The organism is Streptomyces sp. AK08-02, from assembly GCF_033795085.1.
GTDB lineage: Bacteria > Actinomycetota > Actinomycetes > Streptomycetales > Streptomycetaceae > Streptomyces > Streptomyces echiniscabiei.
This window is the reverse complement of sequence record NZ_JARAZV010000015.1, coordinates 314520-332016: the sequence shown is the minus strand read 5'-3', so window position 1 is coordinate 332016 and position 17497 is coordinate 314520. Positions and strand designations below refer to the sequence as shown.

The following is a 17497-nucleotide window of genomic DNA, read 5'->3' as shown; positions in this document are numbered from 1 at the left end:
GCCGCCGGCCGCCGGGCCCACACCGAACGCACCCTCGTCCTCAGCCTCTACGGCATCACATGATCAAACCGGACGACCCGGGCAAACGCCGGGGCCCTGGCCGACACCCTGGCGGCTTTTCGTGACCGCTTCGAAGAAGCCGGTCCCGGTAAAAGCCGACCTTCAGCCGGTATGCACCTCGTACTCTCCTCATTCAGCCCGGAGGACACATGTTCAAGCGAACCGCAGCGCATGTACGCGGAAAGACGAGATCCAGAAAAGGGAAGCGTGCTTTCTCCGCTTTCTTCGCGGTCGCCATCGCGATAGCGCTGCTCCAGGCGCTCCTGTCGATGACATCGGCCCCATCGGCACAGGCTGTATCGATCACCGAATGCCCGGGAGGTGCCCATTCGGGAGAAGGGTCGTCTTCCTGCCCCAACGTGGAAAACGAAAATCTTCAAACCCAGAGGCGCTTCCCATCCGTGCTGTATCGCGGAGAAAACCGCCTGCCGAACGACATCTTTCGCAACGGCTTCACCTCGTGGGGGCCCAACGACGACATAGAAAGCCACGTCCGAGGCGACAGATATCGCAACAGCAACTACATCCCGACGTCAGGCACGCTATCCGTTGCGGAGACGTTCGCGCGCACTCACGGACTAGTGGCGCTGAATTCCATGGCGCGGCAGCCACGCTGTTCGACCGGGCGGCTCGCCTTCTACGCGTTCATTCCGGTGCTTGGCAATTTCATGATGGAGAGCTGCATCAACGGACAGGTGACAGCGGAGGCCCTCGTCTACACCATCGATCCCGTGTGGGCGAGGAACGCGGTGTACGTCCCCGATCAGACCCGTGGGAATCCGGAACTTCACCGGTTCAACGTCCAGGACGAATGGGCCTACGTTCACCGGATTCCGCGAGAGGCGATCTCCGGCGTCCGCATCTACCGATTGACGGCGCAGGCCAGAGGCGGCTTCATAAATGAGCGGACCGTCACCTTCCACTACCATCGTTTCGCCGGGAATCCTTTTCACACACAGGCGCGAATCCTCTACAACCCGGAAAGCGATCTGGATTCCCACTTCGGGTTCCATTCGAACATGAACATCCCCGAACTGCCCGCGAACCCGTACACCCGCGGCTGTTCGACGCTGGACTTCTGCCACCGCTGACCTTGGAATTCCGAAAGAATTCCGTTCGGCGGCATCCCGTTCACCCTGCACCAGCTGAATCCGCCGCGCTTCAGGTTCGCCCGCCCGGCCGCCCGACCGAGCCCCGCAGGCGCAGGCCGCCCCAGGCGTTCTCCGCGCCGCCCCTTCTCGACGAACACGGGCCGGCGCCGGTGCACCACGGCCGCGCGAAACAAGCCGATCGCCGATGAGGAGTGAAAGCACTCCCGTTGCCCACCCCGGCGGAATCCGCCGGCGAAGCCATTGGGCTCACCCCGACACGAAAGGCAACACATGCTGAAGAAGAACGAGCCGGGGGTGAGAACCCGGACGGCCACCTCGCCCATGCGACGGATGCGGACCGGTCTCGTCGCCGCCTGCTCCCTCGCGCTGGTCGCCACCGGCGGGCTGCTGACGACCGCCGCTCCGGCCCAGGCCGACATCACCGACGGTCTGCTGCTGCGGTACAAGCTGGACGAGTCCGCCGGCACGGTCGCCCACGACTCCTCGGGCCACGGCCTTGACGGCACGGTCAACGGCACCGCCGACCTGGGTGGTGCCGAGGGGCTGGGCTTCAACGGCTCCGACACCTACGTCAAGATGCCGAACAACATCATGGCCGGGCTGGACTCGATCAGCGTCGACTTCGACGTGTGGGTCGACAACGCCCTGACCAAGCCGTACTTCTTCTACGGGCTCGGCAACACCAGCGGCACCAACGGCAACGGCTACCTGTTCACCACCGGCGACACCTTCCGCACCTCGGTCTCCCTCACCGACTACACGGCCAAGAAGGACATCCAGCCCTCGGGCGGCACGTACACACTGCCGCACGGCGGATGGGAGCACGTGACGTACACCCAGACCGGCACCACCGGCATCCTCTACGAGAACGGGGTGGAGAAGGCCCGCAACACCAACGTCACCATCACCCCGGGCTCGATCGGCAACGGAACAACCACCGCGAACTACCTCGGCCGGTCCCTCTACGCCAACGACAAGTACTTCAAGGGCCGGATGCGCGACTTCCGCGTCTACAACAAGTCCCTGTCCCCGGCCGAGGTCGAGGACAGAGCCAACGACATGGAGCTGCAGTCGGAGGAGCTGCAGGCCCTGGCCGTCTACAACAACGCGCTCGCGGCTTTCGAGGACCCCAACATCGGCCCGGTCCTCATCTTCCCGTCCGACTACACCGGGGACATCGACAACATCCAGCGGCCACCGGACTGGACCGACTCCTCCGGTCGGACACCGACGCTCTGGCCCACCCCCACCACCGCGAAGAGCCCACAGTTCACGGCCGATCAGATCACCGTCCTGCAGGACGCGGTCTACGCCGCGGTACAGCCCGACGGCGACACGACGTACACCTTGGCCGTCCACTACGACGGGATGAGCGACCGGGTGATCGCGGAGACCAACGCTCCGGCCTCGGTCACCGACCCCCTGACCACCCAGTACGCCGGCCAACTCGTGATCGACAGGTCCACGGACGTCCCTCCCGCACCGCCCGCGTGCCGGCCGGCGCAAGTCGGCACCACCCAGGGACTGCTGCTGGACTACAAGCTGGACGAGCCCGTCGGTGAGGTCGCCCACGACTCCTCGGGCAACGGCCGCGACGGTTGGATCTACAACGCCGCCGACCTGGGTGGCGCCGAGGGGCTGGGCTTCAACGGCTCCGACACCTACGTCAAGATGCCGGACAACATCATGAAGGGGCTGAACTCGATCAGCGTCGACTTCGACGTGTGGGTCGACGACACCCTGACCAAGCCGTACTTCTTCTACGGGCTCGGCAACAGCAACGCCACCAACGGCAACGGCGACGGCTACCTGTTCACCACCGGCGACACCTTCCGCACCTCGGCCTCCCTCACCGACTACACGGCCAAGAAGGACATCCAGCCCTCGGGCGGCACCTACACACTGCCGCACGGCACCTGGAAGCACGTCACGTACACCCAGACCGGCACCACCGGCATCCTCTACGAGAACGGGGTGGAGAAGGCCCGCAACACCAACGTCACCATCACCCCGGGCTCGATCGGCAACGGAACAACCACCGCGAACTACCTCGGCCGATCCCTCTACGCCAACGACAAGTACTTCAAGGGCCGGATGCGCGACTTCCGCGTCTACGACCACGCCCTGACCGCGCCGCAGGTCCAGGACAGGGCCGACGAGCCCGCGAAGCACATGGAGCAGCTGCAGGAGCTGGCCAACTACAACTGCGCGATCTCGTACTTCGACGACCCCGAAGTGGGGCCGGTGGTCACCTACCCGTCCGACTACACCGGAGACCTCTCCGTGCAGACGCCGACCGACTGGACCGACTCCTCCGGGCAGACACCGACGAGTTGGCCCCAGCCCGCCATCGCGAAGAGCCAGCAGTTCACCGCCGCCGAGATCAAGAAGGTCACCGAGGCGGTCTACCAGGCGATCGATCCTAATGACGACGCGACATACGGACTGGTGGTCACCTACAACGGGCCGACCGACAAGATGATGGTGGTCACCAACGCTCCGGCGTCGGTCACCGACCCGCTGATGAGTGCCTACCCGGGCAAGATCCTCCTCCAGGGGCCCCCGGCCTGAAAGGCGATCCGGATCAGCTGAGATCAGGGAGGGGCCCGGGTCACCCGGGCCCCTCCTGGAGTCCAAGGCCGGTGGCGATCTCGTCCAGCGACTCGAACACCGCTCACCCGACCCCGGCGGCACCGCCAGACAGCGCCAGACACCGAACAGCGCCCACCGCACACCGGCTTTCGCCCTCCGCCCGCCCAGAGGGATCCGGCCTTCGCCCCTTCCGCCCGCCCAGAGGGCGACCGCTCACCCGGTCCGAGCCGTCCCCGTCCCCTTCTCCGCGTCCAACGCGTACACGCACCGGTCCTTGCTGCACGCGTACACCACACCGTCCTTGACCACCGGGGCCCCGGTGATCTCACCGCCGGTCGCCAGTTTCCATCTGAGGCGTCCGTCGTCGGCCTTCAGGGTGTACAGGAGGTGGTCGGTCGAGCCGAAGTGGATACGGCCCTCGGCCACCGCCGGGGCGCCGACGATGTCGCCGCCCGCCTGGAACCGCCATTTGGGGGTACCGGTGACCGCGTCGAGGGTGTACAGGCCCTTACCGCTGCCGACGTGCACGTGCCCCGCCGCCACCAGTACGGGCTCGATCGACGCGCGCGACTCGGTCGCGATCCGCCACCTGTCCCGTCCGTCCGCCGCGTCGAGGGCGTAGACCGTGCCGAGGTAGTCGGCGAGGTAGACACCGCCGCCCGTGACCGCGGGGCCCGGCGCGAAGGTGGGCGGCGAGAGGAACACCGCCGGGGCCTCGAAGTGCCAGCGGACGTGGCCCGCGGCGACGTCGATCGCCAGGACCCGGGTGCCCGCGGAGACGTAGACCTGGCCGTCGGGGCCCGGGGTCAGCCGTACCGGGACTCCACCGCAGGAGGCGGCGTCGCCGATCGGGTAGGACCAGCGCTCGTCACCCGTACGGGCGTCCAGGGCGCGCAGTCGCCCCTCCTGCCAGACGAACACCGTGCCCTCGTGGACGTGCGGGCCGGCCTCCGGGGACTCGAAGTCCGTCTGGGCGCCGGTGTGCTCCCACAGTTTCTGGCCGGTGGCCGCGTCCCAGCCCTGGACGCCGCCACCGCGCGTTCCGGTGACGACCGTGCCCCGGTCCGCCTTCAGCGAGTACACCCAGGCGTCCGTGGACAGCCGCCACAGGTCCATGCCCTCGCGGGCGTCGAGCGCGAACAGGGTCGGTCCGTCGGAGGCGTGGATACGGCCGTCCGCGACCGCCATCGACCAGGCGACGTCCCTCGTCTTGAAGCGGCGGCGGCCCGTCATCACGTCCAGGGCGTGCACCTCGAAGGAGGTGACGTAGACCAGGTCACCGGCGACGGCCGGGGTGCCCCAGACGTCGTTCGACATACGGAAACGCCAGGGGCGCCAGCCCGCGGGCGACTCCGGGGGCAGCTGCGGCGCGACCGGGACGGGGTTGGGGTCGGCGCCGTTGACGCCGGGGCGGGGGCGCGACCAGGAGGCGACGAGGCCGGACTCCGGCGGGGGTGCCTGGACGGCGGCGGCGCGGGCGTCGGAGACGCGCGGTCCGGGGCCGATGGGCACGGGGGCGCCGGCCAGCCGGACGGGACCGGTGTCGGGCGCTCCGGTGGGCAGGGCGGACGGCATCGGGCCGGGTACGGGGCCGGGGCCCGGGCCTCGGCCGAAGCCGGGCGCCGGGTCGTGCGAGGGCGGCGGCGGGATCGCCAGCCTGCCGCCGCTGCGGCCGGCGGAGGACTGCGGCTTGGCCGCCGGACGGCCTCCCCGGCGCTGTTCGATGAGGGCCGTCGCCCGTTCGGGCAGCCATGCGGAGGCCGTACCGCTGTCGTCGGAGCCGGAGCCGAAGAGGTGGGGAGCCAGCTGCGCCTGGAGGTCGGCGGGGTTGGGGCGGTTGGTCGCCTCCATCTGCATACAGGACTCGATGAGGGGGCGGAGTTCGTCCGGCAGGCCTTCGAGGTCCGGGCCCTCACGCAGCAGCATGAAGACCGTCTCGACGGGGTTCGCGCCGTGGAAGGGGGCGTGGCCGGTGGCCGCGAAGACCAGCATCGAGCCGAGCGAGAACACGTCGCTGGCGCCGGTCACGCTGCGCGAGTCCTTCGCCTGTTCGGGGGACATGTAGGCGGGCGTTCCGACGGCGACGTTCGTCATCGTCAAACGGGTGTTCGAGACGCCGGAGGCGATACCGAAGTCGATGACCCGGGGGCCGTCCTCGACCACCAGTACGTTCGACGGCTTCAGGTCGCGGTGGACGAGCCCCGCGCCGTGGATGGACTGCAGCGCCTCCGCGACCCCCGCCGCGAACCAGCGCACCGCCTGGGCCGGCATCGGCCCGCACTCGTTCACTATCTCTTCGAGGGAGGGCGCGGGCACGTACGCGGTGGCGAGCCACGGCACGGCGGCGCGCGGATCGGCGTCGACGACGGCGGCCGTGTAGAAGCCGGAGACGGCCCGCGCCGCCTCCACCTCACGGGTGAAGCGGACCCGGAACAGCTGGTCCTCGGCGAGTTCCGTCCGGACGGTCTTGATCGCCACCCGTCGGCCCGAGGCCGAGCGCGCGAGATAGACCAGCCCCATGCCGCCGGCACCCAGCCGTCCCAGCACCTCGAACGGCCCGATCCGCCGCGGATCGTGCTGCGTCAGCTGATCCACCACTTGCCTGCCACCTCCCCGTACGAGCCGCGTCACCTACATATGTACGCGACCCCGTGCAGCGTCTCACCACCGCCACCGCCTTGGCGGCACGCACCCCGATTCTTCCTGGCCGGGGCACAGGTTGCGAACTCGCCTCCGAAAGGGGATGTCTCAACCCAAACAGCCACAAAACCCCTCCACGCGGGCGCTCGCGCGACGACTCACGCCCGTTCCTGGCGGTTCACGACAGCCATCGGCCGCTCATTTTCGGAGGAGTGCGAACGACGCTCCCTGATTGTCCGTGACGACCGCCACATTCCCGTACGAAGTGTCGAAGGGCGGCACCTGGACCCGGCCGCCGATCCGGTTCACCGTCCCGAGCGCCTCCGTCATGTCCTCGACGGCGAAGTGGACCAGGAAATGCGGCGGCATCTCGGCCGGGAACACCTCCGAGACCGCGGCCCGGCCGAAGTCGGGGGCCGCTTCGGGTCCGAAGAGCGCCTCGTGGAAGAGGTTGCCGTAGAAGGTGTTGGCGACGGCCGTGTCCCGGGCGTACAGCTCGGCCCAGGCGAAGGTGCCGGGCTCGTGGCGGCGGCCGAAACCGGGGTGCGTACCGGCCTGCCAGAGGCCGAACACAGCTCCCTCGGGGTCGGCGGCCAGTGCCATCGTCCCCAGTTCGCCCAAGGGGACCGGCGCGGTGATCACCTGCCCGCCGGCCGCGTGGATCCGGGCGACGAGGGCGTGGACGTACGGGCTGGCGAAGTACACCGTCCACACGGTGGGCATCCGGCCGTCCGCCTTGTGGGCGAGGGAGGCGACGGGCTCGCCCTCGCGCAGGGCCTGCGTGAGGCCCTCCTTCTCCTGGAAGGTCCACCCGAAGAGCTCACCGTAGAAGCGCTTGCCCGCCTCGACGTCGGGCAGCTGGGCGTCCACCCAGCAGGGGACGCCCTCTGTGCGGGCGGATGCCCTGTTTTCGGCCATACCGTCAAGTTAACGGTCCTTCACGCATCCCGCAGAGCAGGCGCGGGACCAGGCAAAGCCGCCCCTGAGCGCCCACGGATCACCATTGCACCCCATTTGCAGTCGGCCGAATCGCGCTCCGATCACCCCTCGGTAAGCTGACGGCATGACAGGACAAGTGCGTACCGTCGACGGCCGAGTGGCGGGTCGGCGTGGGCAGGCGACCCGGCAGAAGCTGCTCGACTGCCTCAGCGAGATGCTCAGCTCCTCCCCTTACCGGGACGTCAAAGTCATCGATGTCGCCCGGAAGGCGGGGACTTCACCCGCCACCTTCTACCAGTACTTCCCGGACGTCGAAGGCGCCGTCCTGGAGATCGCCGAGCAAATGGCCACCGAGGGCGCCGGGTTGACCCAGCTGCTCGCGGGGCGGTCCTGGGTCGGCAAGGCCGGCTGGCAGACCGCCCAGGAACTCGTCGACGGGTTCCTGGAGTTCTGGCGGAAGAACGACGCGATCCTCAGGGTCGTCGATCTCGGCGCCGCCGAGGGCGACAAGCGGTTCTACAAGATCCGCATGAAGATCCTCAACTCCGTGACCAACTCCCTTACGGACACGGTCACCGAGCTCCAGGCCAAGGGCAGGGTCGACAAGGACGTCAACCCCGCCGCGATGGCCGGCTCCCTCGTCGCGATGCTCGCGGCGGTGGCCTCGCATCAGAAGGGCTTCCAGACCTGGGGTGTGAAACAGGCCGAACTGAAGCCGAACCTGGCTCAGTTGGTCCACCTGGGCGTGACCGGCAAGAAGCCGACGAAATAGCGCCGACCTTCTATTCCAGGTTCCATGGCCGCCTCAACCGGCCCAAGTCCTGTCACACAGGCGGTGGTTCACTCCGGTGGACCACCGCCTGTCGCGCACCGGGGACGAGTTCGCCCGGCACTCAGCGCCTACTCAGCGCCGTACGATCCGGAAGATCCGTATCTCCCGCTCGACCCGCGCCTGATAGGTCGCGTACGGCGGCCAGAACGCCAGCAGCGCCTTCCAGGCCGCGTCCCGTTCCTCGCCGGCCAGCAGCCGGGCCGTGACCGGGATGTCCTGCCCCTTCCAGCTGACCTCGGCGTCCGGATGGGCGAGGAGGTTGGCGGTCCAGGCGGGATGACCGGTACGCCCGAAGTTAGACCCGATGAGCAGCCAGCTGTGCGTCTCCTCCGGCATACAGGCGAGCGGGGTACGCCGTGGCAGCCCGCTCTTCGCCCCGCGCACGGTGAGCACCACCCCGGGCAGCAGCTGGGCACTGAGCAGCACCTTGCCCCTGGTCAGCCGGTGTACGGCGCGGTCGAGCGCGGGGACGACGTGCGGGGCGATCCGCGCGAAGGCCGGCGCCGAGGACATCTTCTGGACCGCTTTCACGACCCTGGTCGCTGTCACTGGCATCAGACGGTCACCTCTCCCGTGTCGAAGAGCCGCGCGGCCTCGGCCGCGTACGCCCGGAGCCGGTGCACCGGTCCGAACAGCAGCTCGTCGCCGGCGGCGCGCTTGAAGTACAGCTGGGCCTCGTGCTCCCAGGTGAAGCCGATACCGCCGTGCAGCTGGATGCCCTCGGCGGCGGCCGTACGGAGGGAGTCGAGGGCCTGGGCGAGGGCGAGCCCGCCAACTCTCTCACCCTCGTGGGCAGTTGCCCAGGCCGCGTAGTAGGCGGCCGAGCGGGCCGCCTGGACCTGGACGTACACATCGGCTAGCCGGTGCTTGACGGCCTGGAACGACCCGATCGCCCGCCCGAACTGCACGCGCCGCAGGGCGTGTTCGACGGTCAGCCCCAGGATCCGGTCGGCGGCCCCGACGGCCTCGGCGGCGAGCACGGTGGCGGCCACGTCTCCGGCCAGGGAGAGGGCGCGGGTGACGGCGAGGGCGAGGTCGGCGCCCACACCGTCACCCGCATCGCCCGTTCCGCTCTCCTCGTTGCCCAGCAACTCGGCCGGTACGTCACGCAGTTCGAGGCGCGCCTGCGGCCGGGTGGCGTCGAGGGAGGTCTGCCGGTGGCGGACGAGTCCGGGGGCGTCGCCGGGGACGAGGAAGAGAAGGGTGCGCGAACGGGCGTATCCACCGGCGTGCGCGGCGACGAGGAGAAGCCCGGCGCTGTGCCCGTCGAGAACCTGGCCGACCTGCCCGTACAGCCGCCAGCCCGGGTCCTTCCGGGCCGCCTGCACCCCGCCGGCCCGCCCGCCCCCGGCCCAGTCGCGGTCGGGCGCGCCGTTGAGGGAGAGCACGGCGGCCAGTGCGGTGCCGGGGACGGCGAGCGTGGCGGTCAGGGCGCCGGAGGCGATGCGTGGGAGGAGGTCGGCACGCTGGGCGGGGGTGCCGAGGGCGGTGATGAGAGGGGCGGCCAGTACGGCGGTCGCGAGCAGCGGAGAGGGCGCCAGGGCTCGCCCCAACTCCTCTGCCGCGAGGGCGAGTTCGGTCGTGGTGCCGCCGACCCCGCCGTGCGCCTCGGGCAGGGCCAGGCCGGGCAGACCGAGGTCGCCGGCGAGGGCGGTCCAGAGGGCCGGGTCGTACCCGCTGGGGGTGTCGACGGCGGCCCGTACGTCACCGGGCGCGCACCGCTTGTGGAGCAGTTCGCGGAGGGTACGGCGGATGTGGTCCTGCTCGGGGGTGAATCGGGCGTCCATGACCTGCCCCTCCTGGGCGTCCGCAGCGCCCGTTCAGCGGGAACCGACGGATCTGACGGTTCGTCATATTAGGGCGGACGGACCCTGCCGCACAGAGTCGGAGCTGATATACCGTCAGATTCATGCTGAGTCGACAACGAACGGGCGACGGACGGCGGGAGGACGGGCGATGAGCCGGAAGGTCGCGATCGTCGGGGTGGCCCTGTCGGACTGCGGCCGGGTGGACGACGTCACCCCGTACGCACTGCACGCGCAGGCCGCCCGGCGGGCACTGGCGGACTCTGGGCTCGGCCGGGAGGTGGTGGACGGTTTCGCGTCCGCGGGTCTCGGCACGCTGGCCCCCGCCGAGGTGGCCGAATACCTCGGCCTGCGCCCCACCTGGGTCGACTCCACCTCCGTGGGCGGCTCGACCTGGGAGGTCATGGCGGCGCACGCGGCGGACGCGATAGCGGCGCGCCACGCGAACGCCGTACTCCTCGTCTACGGCTCCACGGCCCGCGCGGACGTCAAGGCGGGCCGCCGGACCGGGAACCTGTCCTTCGGCGCGCGTGGCCCGCTGCAGTTCGAGGTCCCGTACGGCCACACGCTCATCGCCAAGTACGCGATGGCCGCACGCCGGCACATGCACGAATACGGCACGACGATCGAGCAGTTGGCGTCGGTCGCGGTCCAGGCGAGGGACAACGCGGCGCTGAACCCGGAGGCGATGTTCCGGACGCCGATCACCGTCGACGAGGTGCTCGACGGCCCGATGATCGCGGACCCCTTCACCAAGCTCCACTGCTGCCTGCGCTCGGACGGGGGCGCGGCGGTGCTGCTGGTGGCCGAGGAGTACGTACGGGACTGCCGTACGCGGCCGGTGTGGATCCTCGGGACGGGGGAGCACGTCTCGCACGTGAGCATGTCGGAGTGGGCCGACTTCACGGTGTCCCCGGCGGCGGTGAGCGGGCGGATCGCCTTCAAGCGGGCGGGAGTCCGGCCGGACGAGATGGACTTCGCGGAGATCTACGACGCGTTCACCTATATGACGCTGGTGACGCTGGAGGACCTCGGCTTCTGCGGGAAGGGCGAGGGCGGGGAGTTCGTGGACGCCGCGAAGGGCCGTCTGCGGGTGGCGGGCGGCGAGCTGCCGGTCAACACGGACGGGGGCGGCCTTTCGGCCCAGCACCCGGGAATGCGGGGCCTGTTCCTGCTGGTGGAGGCGGTACGGCAACTGCGCGGGGACGGGGGTGCGCGGCAGGTCCGTACAACCGCGGGAGCCCTGCCGGAGCTGGGGGTGGCCTCCGGCACCGGGGGCTGGTTCTGCTCGTCCGGGACGGTGGTGCTGGGCCGGGGGTGAGCAGGCACTCCCGGGGGCTCACCGCGCACCCTCAGCCCGGGGATCCACGTCTCACACCCTCAGCTCGGGGATCCCGTCCGCCGGCAGGACGTCGGCGATGCGCCACAACCCGATCCAGCTCTTCGGGGCGACCGACTCGTCGAGCAGTACGGCGTTGACCTCGGGGTCGGGGTCGTCGCAGGCGTCGGCGCAGACGGTGACCTGGAAGCCGGTGTCGACCGCCCACCGGGTGGTGGACAGCACGGTCCCGGAGGTGGCGACGCCCGCGACGACGATCCGGCCGACCCCGGCGGCCTCCAGCAGCTCACGGAGTCCGGTGGTGGCGAAGGCGCTGAAGCTGGTCTTGGTCAGCACGGTCTCGCCCTCGGCGGGGGTCAGGAGCGGGTGGATCTGCTCGCTCATGCCCTGCGGGACGACATGGAAGACGGGCAGTCCGGCCGTACGGGCGGCGGTGAGGGCGTGTGCGGCGCGCTCGGCGACGGAGGGGTCGTGGCTGAAGTTGTCGACGATGTAGGTGACGTAGTCGAGGGCGAGGAACGCGGTGCCGGTGGCCATGGTGTTCACCTTTGCGGAGGAAAGCGGGGCTAAAATCGGAGAGCGCGCCCCGGTTAGCCGCACCGTACCGGAGACAGCGCCCCGCTTAAAGGCTCCATGGCAGGTTCACGACGAGGGAGACCCGGAGATGGCCACAGAGAACCGGCCCCTGCGCGCCGACGCCCGCCGCAACCGGGACCGGCTGCTGACCGTGGCGAGGGAGGCGTTCGCCGCCGAGGGGCTCTCGGTGTCCCTGGACGAGATCGCGCGCCGCGCGGGCGTGGGCCCGGGCACGCTGTACCGGCACTTCCCCACGAAGGAGGGCCTGTTCGAGGCGGTGGTCCATGAGCGGCTCGACCCGCTCCTCGCCGAGGCCCGCGCCCTGCGCGACGCGGCGGACCCGGGCGCGGCGCTGTTCACGGTGCTCGACCGGCTGGTGACGGACGCGGTGACTAAGGCGGATCTGATCGACGCCATCGCCCACGCGGGCCCCGAGGTCCGGGCCACGGTCGACGCGACCTCCGCCGACCTGCACCGCGTGATCGGCCATCTGCTGACCCGCGCCCAGTCCGCCGGCACGATCCGCCCCGACATCGGCATCGCGGACCTGATGGCCCTCCTGTCGGGCATCCTCCTGGCCCTGCGCCACCGGGCGAACGCGGGTGCGGACCCCCGCCTGGCACTGGCGGTGCTGTGCGACGGGCTGCGGGCGAGGAGTTGAGCGCCCCCAAAGGGGCGCGGGGAACCGCGCGACCAGCCACAGCGAGCCCGCAGCGAACCGACAACCTGTCGCCGCCCTCCAGCGGAGCTACCCGCAGGCCCCGCACAGCCCCCGGTAGGTGACCTCCACCTGGGACACCGTGAAGCCGAAGCGCTCCTCCGCCGGGAGGTCCGCGAGGGGGTCGCCGGTGGGGTGGACGTCCCTGATCGTGCCGCAGTTCGAGCAGATCAGGTGGTGGTGGGGGTGGTGCGCGTTCGGGTCGTAGCGCTTGGCGCGGCCGTCCGTGGCGACCTCTATGACCTCCCCGAGGGAGACCAGCTCACCCAGGGTGTTGTAGACGGTCGCACGGGAGATCTCCGGCAGCCGCTGGGCCGCGCGGGCGTGCACTTCGTCGGCCGTGTAATGGACGTGTTCGCCGTCGAGGACCTCCGCAACGACACGCCGCTGGGAAGTCATCCGCCAGCCGCGTCCACGCAGTCGCTCCAGCAGGTCGCTCATATCGTTCACCTATTCAAGTTCGGTCGAATACACGGATTTTACCAGTGGACGTCCGGGTTCCGATAGGATATGGATTTGTCACACTTCTTGACTTGGACCTTGTCCATTGTAGGATCGCTTACGGCGATGGCCAAGGGATCCGAGGGACAGGAAGAGACTCCAGTGCGGCACCAGTGCAGCAGGAGACAGCAGCGGCGAGACGGCGTGTGTGACCTCCTCCACGCGCCCGACCGTCCCCCCACCCCTCACCACCCCTCCAGTTCCTGAGAACGCAGTTCGTGAGCAACAGCAGCACCGAGATCTGCCCCGTCCGGAAGGATTCCCATGTCTGAGAACCATGACGCGATCGTCACCGACGCGAAAACCGAGGGCACGGGTGGCTGCCCGGTCGCGCACACGCGCGCCGCGCACCCGACCCAGGGCGGCGGCAACCGCCAGTGGTGGCCCGAGTCGCTGAACCTGAAGATCCTCGCGAAGAACCCGGCCGTGTCGAACCCGCTGGGCGAGGAGTTCGACTACGCCGCCGCGTTCCAGACCCTTGACCTTCCCGCCGTGAAGCAGGACATCACCGCGGTGCTGACGGACTCCAAGGACTGGTGGCCGGCCGACTTCGGGCACTACGGCCCGTTCATGATCCGTATGGCGTGGCACAGCGCGGGCACCTACCGCATCAGCGACGGCCGCGGCGGCGGCGGCGCCGGTCAGCAGCGCTTCGCCCCCCTGAACAGCTGGCCGGACAACGGCAACCTCGACAAGGCCCGCCGTCTGCTGTGGCCGGTCAAGAAGAAGTACGGCCAGAGCCTCTCCTGGGCCGACCTCATGATCCTCGCGGGCAACGTGGCCCTGGAGTCGATGGGCTTCGAGACCTTCGGCTTCGGCGGCGGTCGCGCCGACGTGTGGGAGCCCGACGAGGACGTGTACTGGGGCCCCGAGAAGGTCTGGCTCGACGACGAGCGCTACACCGGCGACCGTGAGCTGGAGGAGCCCCTCGGCGCCGTCCAGATGGGCCTCATCTACGTCAACCCCGAGGGCCCCAACGGCAACCCGGACCCGCTGGCCTCGGCCCGCGACATCCGCGAGACGTTCCGCCGCATGGCGATGAACGACGAGGAGACCGTCGCCCTCATCGCCGGCGGCCACACCTTCGGCAAGACCCACGGCGCGGGCCCGGCCGACGCCGTCGGCCCCGACCCCGAGGCCGCCCCGATCGAGCAGCAGGGCTTCGGCTGGAAGAGCTCGTACGGCACCGGCAAGGGCGGCGACGCGATCACCAGTGGCCTTGAGGTCACCTGGACGAGCACGCCGGCCCAGTGGAGCCACGGGTTCTTCAAGAACCTCTTCGAGTACGACTACGAGCTGACCACCAGCCCGGCCGGCGCCAACCAGTGGGTCGCCAAGGACGGTGCCGGTGCGGGCACCATCCCGGACGCCCACGACGCGTCGAAGTCCAAGCCCCCGATGATGCTGACGACCGACCTCGCGCTCCGGTTCGACCCGGCGTACGCGGAGATCTCCCGTCGCTTCTACGAGAACCCGGACCAGTTCGCGGACGCCTTCGCCCGCGCCTGGTTCAAGCTGACCCACCGTGACCTGGGCCCGGTCGTCCGCTACCTCGGCCCCGAGGTCCCGTCCGAGACGCTGCTGTGGCAGGACCCGCTCCCCGCGGTGACGCACGAGCTGGTCGACGCCGCCGACGTCTCCGCCCTCAAGGCGCAGCTCCTCGCCTCCGGCCTCACGGTGTCCCAGCTGGTCTCCACCACCTGGGCCGCCACGTCCTCCTTCCGCGCCAGCGACAAGCGCGGCGGCGCCAACGGTGCCCGCATCCGCCTCCAGCCGCAGGCCTCCTGGGAGGTCAACAGCCCGGACGAGCTCGCCACGGTGCTGCGCACCCTGGAGGGCGTGCAGTCGTCCTTCAACGCCGCGCAGTCCGGCGGCAAGCAGGTCTCGCTGGCCGACGTGATCGTCCTCGCGGGCGCCGCGGGCGTCGAGAAGGCGGCCAAGGACGCCGGCTTCGACATCGAGGTCCCCTTCACGCCGGGCCGCGTGGACGCGACGCAGGAGCAGACGGACGTCGAGTCCTTCGCCGCCCTGGAGCCGACCGCCGACGGGTTCCGCAACTACCTCGGCAAGGGCAACCGCCTTCCCGCCGAGTTCCTGCTGCTCGACAAGGCGAACCTGCTGGGCCTGAGCGCCCCCGAGCTGACCGTCCTCGTCGGCGGCCTGCGCGTCCTCGGCGCCAACCACCAGGGCTCCTCGCACGGCGTCTTCACCGACACCCCCGGCAAGCTGACGAACGACTTCTTCGTCAACCTGCTGGAGCTGGGCACGGAGTGGACGGCCACGTCCGAGGACAAGAACACGTTCGAGGGCCGCGACGCCTCGGGCCAGGTCAAGTGGACCGGCACCCGCACCGACCTGGTCTTCGGCTCCAACTCCGAGCTGCGCGCGGTCGCGGAGGTCTACGCGAGCGACGACGCCAAGGAGAAGTTCGTCAAGGACTTCGTCAAGGCGTGGGTCAAGGTCTCGAACGCGGACCGCTTCGACCTCGTCTGAGCCACCACTCGCCCGAGCAGGCGAGTAACAGCGTCCAGGCCGGCCCGTACGGGTCGGCCTGGACGTTTTCGTGGACAGGCCCTCCCCGATACTCGTCCCCATGCCACCTTCTGCCTCCGCGCGCCCGGAACCGGATCTCCACGACCTGCTCAGGACCCTGCGGGTCTGGTCCCCGGACATCACCACGCTGCCGGCCTTCGACCCGGAGTCCGCCCCCACCTCCCCGCTCCCCCTCTTCACCACCTGGTTCACGGAGGCGGTCGCCGCCGGGCAGCCCGAACCGCACACCATGTCCCTGGCCACGTCGGACGCGGACGGCCTGCCCGACGTACGCACCGTGATGCTGCACGGCGCGGACACCGACGGCTGGACCTTCGCCTCCCACTCCGGAAGCGCCAAGGGCCGGCAACTGGCGGCACGCCCCTACGCGGCACTCCACTTCTACTGGCCCGCCCTCGGCCGCCAGATCCGGCTCCGGGGCCCCGTCGAATCCGCCCCCTCGCCCGAGGCACAGGCCGACCTGCACGCCCACTCGACGGGAGCACTGGCCGCCGCGCTGACCGGCCGCCAGAGCGAAGTACTGGGCTCCCTGGCCGAGTTGGCGCACGCCTCCCAGGACGCCTGGGAACGGGCGCGGCGCGAGCCGACCGCACCGGCTCCCACCTGGACCCTGTACCGACTGCGCCCCGACGAGGCCGAGTTCTTCCAGGGAGACGCCCAGCGCCGCCACGTACGGCTCAGGTACCACCGCGCGACTACGGCCACGGATTGGCTCAGGGAGCTGCTGTGGCCGTAGAAATCGTGTCGTCCGGCTCCGGGTCCTGAGCGATCCGCCCGTGCAGGTGAACGTCCCGGAACACGTCCTGGCGTTCCGCCTCGAACATCGCGCCCCGCAGGGTCCCCTCGTACCGGAAGCCGCAGTGTTCGGCGACGCGGCAGGACGCGTCGTGGCCGAGGGCGTGGCCGAGTTCCAGGCGGTTGAGGCCGAGGCTGTCGAAGGCCCAGCGGGTGCCGAGGGCGCGGGTGGCGACGCGCCTGCCACGGGCCTCGGGGAGGACCCAGTAGCCGACGCGGGCGACCCGGATGAAGGGGTCGATGTCGTTGACGCCCAGGTGGCCGAGTATCGCGCCGGTGGCGAGGTCCGTGACGCAGAAGGACACCCGGGAGCCGTCCGGCGCGGTCCCGGAGCGGGTGCCGAGGGAGTCCCGGGCGCTGTCGAGGTCGGTGACCGGTTTCATCGGGGTGTTCCAGCGCCGGAAGTCCGGGTCGGTCAGCCCGCGCAGCCAGGCGTCGACGTCGGTGTCCTGGTCAGCGCGCCACTGCCGCAGCCGGAGTCCCTGGCCGAGCAGCTCGGGAAACTCGGACACGGGGTGGGCGTGGGACCGCTCATGAATATGGGCCATCACCCCATTGAAGCCCGTACGGCTGTACGACTCCCACCCCGGGGACGGAACACGGGCACTCCCTCCCGAAAGGCGACCTCCAGCCCCATCCCGACCCGCAGCGACTCCCCCACCACCTCGGTCATCATCCGCGGCCCCTCGTCGAGATCGACGACGGCGGCCACGTACGGCACGCGCTCCCCGAAGGGCGGCAGGTCGTTCCGATGGACGACGGACCAGGTGTAGAGCGTGGCCAGTCCGCTCGCGGTCTCCCACGTGACGTCCTCGCTCCAGCAGTGCGGGCAGAACTCGCGCGGATAGTGATGAGCGCGCCCGCAGCCCCCACAACGCCGCACCAGCAGCCGCCCCTCGGCCGCCGCGTCCCAGTAGGGACGGGTGAAGGCGTCCACCTCGGGTATGTCGAACCGGCCCCTGCCCGTGTCCGTTCCGCTGTCCGTGCCCATGTCCACGGCCCCCTGCCGATCACCCGGATCTGACGGTACGTCAG

Annotated in this window: 15 protein-coding genes; 7 read left to right on the top strand and 8 right to left on the bottom strand. The window is 70.0% G+C overall.

Translation table 11 applies throughout. The features are described from left to right. The first annotated feature begins 209 nt into the window (after window positions 1-209). On the top strand, window positions 210-1151 hold the full coding sequence (locus PV734_RS30995; RefSeq protein WP_319292969.1) for a hypothetical protein: 942 nt from the start codon (window positions 210-212) through the stop codon (window positions 1149-1151). A 291-nt stretch (window positions 1152-1442) separates the two neighbouring features. Then, entirely contained in the window at window positions 1443-3743 is a 2301-nt protein-coding gene (locus PV734_RS30990; protein WP_319292967.1) for a LamG domain-containing protein, read from the top strand. A gap of 234 nt (window positions 3744-3977) precedes the next feature. Here PV734_RS30990 and PV734_RS30985 read toward each other — a convergent pair whose 3' ends face one another. Both PV734_RS30985 and PV734_RS30980 read right to left on the bottom strand, forming a co-directional pair. Next, window positions 3978-6362, bottom strand: coding sequence for a serine/threonine-protein kinase (locus PV734_RS30985; RefSeq protein ID WP_319095381.1), 2385 nt, complete (start codon window positions 6360-6362; stop codon window positions 3978-3980). A gap of 240 nt (window positions 6363-6602) precedes the next feature. Further along, entirely contained in the window at window positions 6603-7322 is a 720-nt protein-coding gene (locus tag PV734_RS30980) for a VOC family protein (RefSeq protein ID WP_319095382.1), read from the bottom strand. Between the two features lie 145 nt (window positions 7323-7467). Here PV734_RS30980 and PV734_RS30975 point away from each other — a divergent pair, with 145 nt between their 5' ends. Next, window positions 7468-8115 (top strand): TetR family transcriptional regulator, encoded by a 648-nt coding sequence (locus PV734_RS30975; RefSeq protein WP_319095383.1) that lies wholly within the window; start codon window positions 7468-7470, stop codon window positions 8113-8115. A gap of 132 nt (window positions 8116-8247) precedes the next feature. Here the strand turns inward: PV734_RS30975 and PV734_RS30970 are convergent, their stop codons facing one another. Both PV734_RS30970 and PV734_RS30965 read right to left on the bottom strand, forming a co-directional pair. Beyond that, window positions 8248-8730 carry a nitroreductase family deazaflavin-dependent oxidoreductase gene (locus tag PV734_RS30970; RefSeq protein ID WP_319292965.1) on the bottom strand — a complete coding sequence of 161 codons (483 nt, stop codon included), beginning with the start codon at window positions 8728-8730 and terminating at the stop codon, window positions 8248-8250. Continuing rightward, window positions 8730-9962 (bottom strand): acyl-CoA dehydrogenase family protein, encoded by a 1233-nt coding sequence (locus tag PV734_RS30965; protein ID WP_319292963.1) that lies wholly within the window; start codon window positions 9960-9962, stop codon window positions 8730-8732. The genes PV734_RS30970 and PV734_RS30965 overlap by 1 nt, the downstream gene beginning before the upstream one ends. Before the next feature lie 169 nt (window positions 9963-10131). Here PV734_RS30965 and PV734_RS30960 point away from each other — a divergent pair, with 169 nt between their 5' ends. Further along, the gene (locus PV734_RS30960) at window positions 10132-11301 is read left to right on the top strand and encodes a thiolase C-terminal domain-containing protein (protein ID WP_319292961.1); all 1170 of its coding nucleotides are present in this window, start codon (window positions 10132-10134) and stop codon (window positions 11299-11301) included. A gap of 51 nt (window positions 11302-11352) precedes the next feature. Here PV734_RS30960 and PV734_RS30955 read toward each other — a convergent pair whose 3' ends face one another. Next, a complete protein-coding gene (locus tag PV734_RS30955; protein WP_319095387.1) occupies window positions 11353-11856 on the bottom strand; it encodes an isochorismatase family protein in 504 nt (167 codons plus the stop codon). A 127-nt stretch (window positions 11857-11983) separates the two neighbouring features. Between PV734_RS30955 and PV734_RS30950 the strand changes: the two genes are divergently transcribed. Beyond that, window positions 11984-12556, top strand: a complete 573-nt coding sequence (locus PV734_RS30950) for a helix-turn-helix domain-containing protein (protein ID WP_319292959.1) — start codon at window positions 11984-11986, stop codon at window positions 12554-12556. Window positions 12557-12643: 87 nt separating this feature from the next. Here the strand turns inward: PV734_RS30950 and PV734_RS30945 are convergent, their stop codons facing one another. After that, window positions 12644-13054 (bottom strand): Fur family transcriptional regulator, encoded by a 411-nt coding sequence (locus tag PV734_RS30945; RefSeq protein ID WP_319095389.1) that lies wholly within the window; start codon window positions 13052-13054, stop codon window positions 12644-12646. A 324-nt stretch (window positions 13055-13378) separates the two neighbouring features. On the opposite strand from PV734_RS30945, the gene katG reads away from it, so the two are divergent. Both katG and PV734_RS30935 read left to right on the top strand, forming a co-directional pair. After that, entirely contained in the window at window positions 13379-15607 is a 2229-nt protein-coding gene (gene katG / locus PV734_RS30940) for a catalase/peroxidase HPI (protein WP_319292957.1), read from the top strand. A 100-nt stretch (window positions 15608-15707) separates the two neighbouring features. Continuing rightward, complete coding sequence (locus PV734_RS30935; RefSeq protein ID WP_319292955.1) at window positions 15708-16403, top strand: pyridoxal 5'-phosphate synthase; 696 nt, start codon at window positions 15708-15710, stop codon at window positions 16401-16403. Here the strand turns inward: PV734_RS30935 and PV734_RS30930 are convergent. Both PV734_RS30930 and PV734_RS30925 read right to left on the bottom strand, forming a co-directional pair. Beyond that, window positions 16381-17010, bottom strand: a complete 630-nt coding sequence (locus PV734_RS30930; protein WP_319292953.1) for a GNAT family N-acetyltransferase — start codon at window positions 17008-17010, stop codon at window positions 16381-16383. The genes PV734_RS30935 and PV734_RS30930 overlap by 23 nt on opposite strands. Next, entirely contained in the window at window positions 17010-17453 is a 444-nt protein-coding gene (locus tag PV734_RS30925; RefSeq protein WP_319292951.1) for a Zn-ribbon domain-containing OB-fold protein, read from the bottom strand. The genes PV734_RS30930 and PV734_RS30925 overlap by 1 nt, the downstream gene beginning before the upstream one ends. Between the last annotated feature and the right edge of the window lie 44 nt (window positions 17454-17497).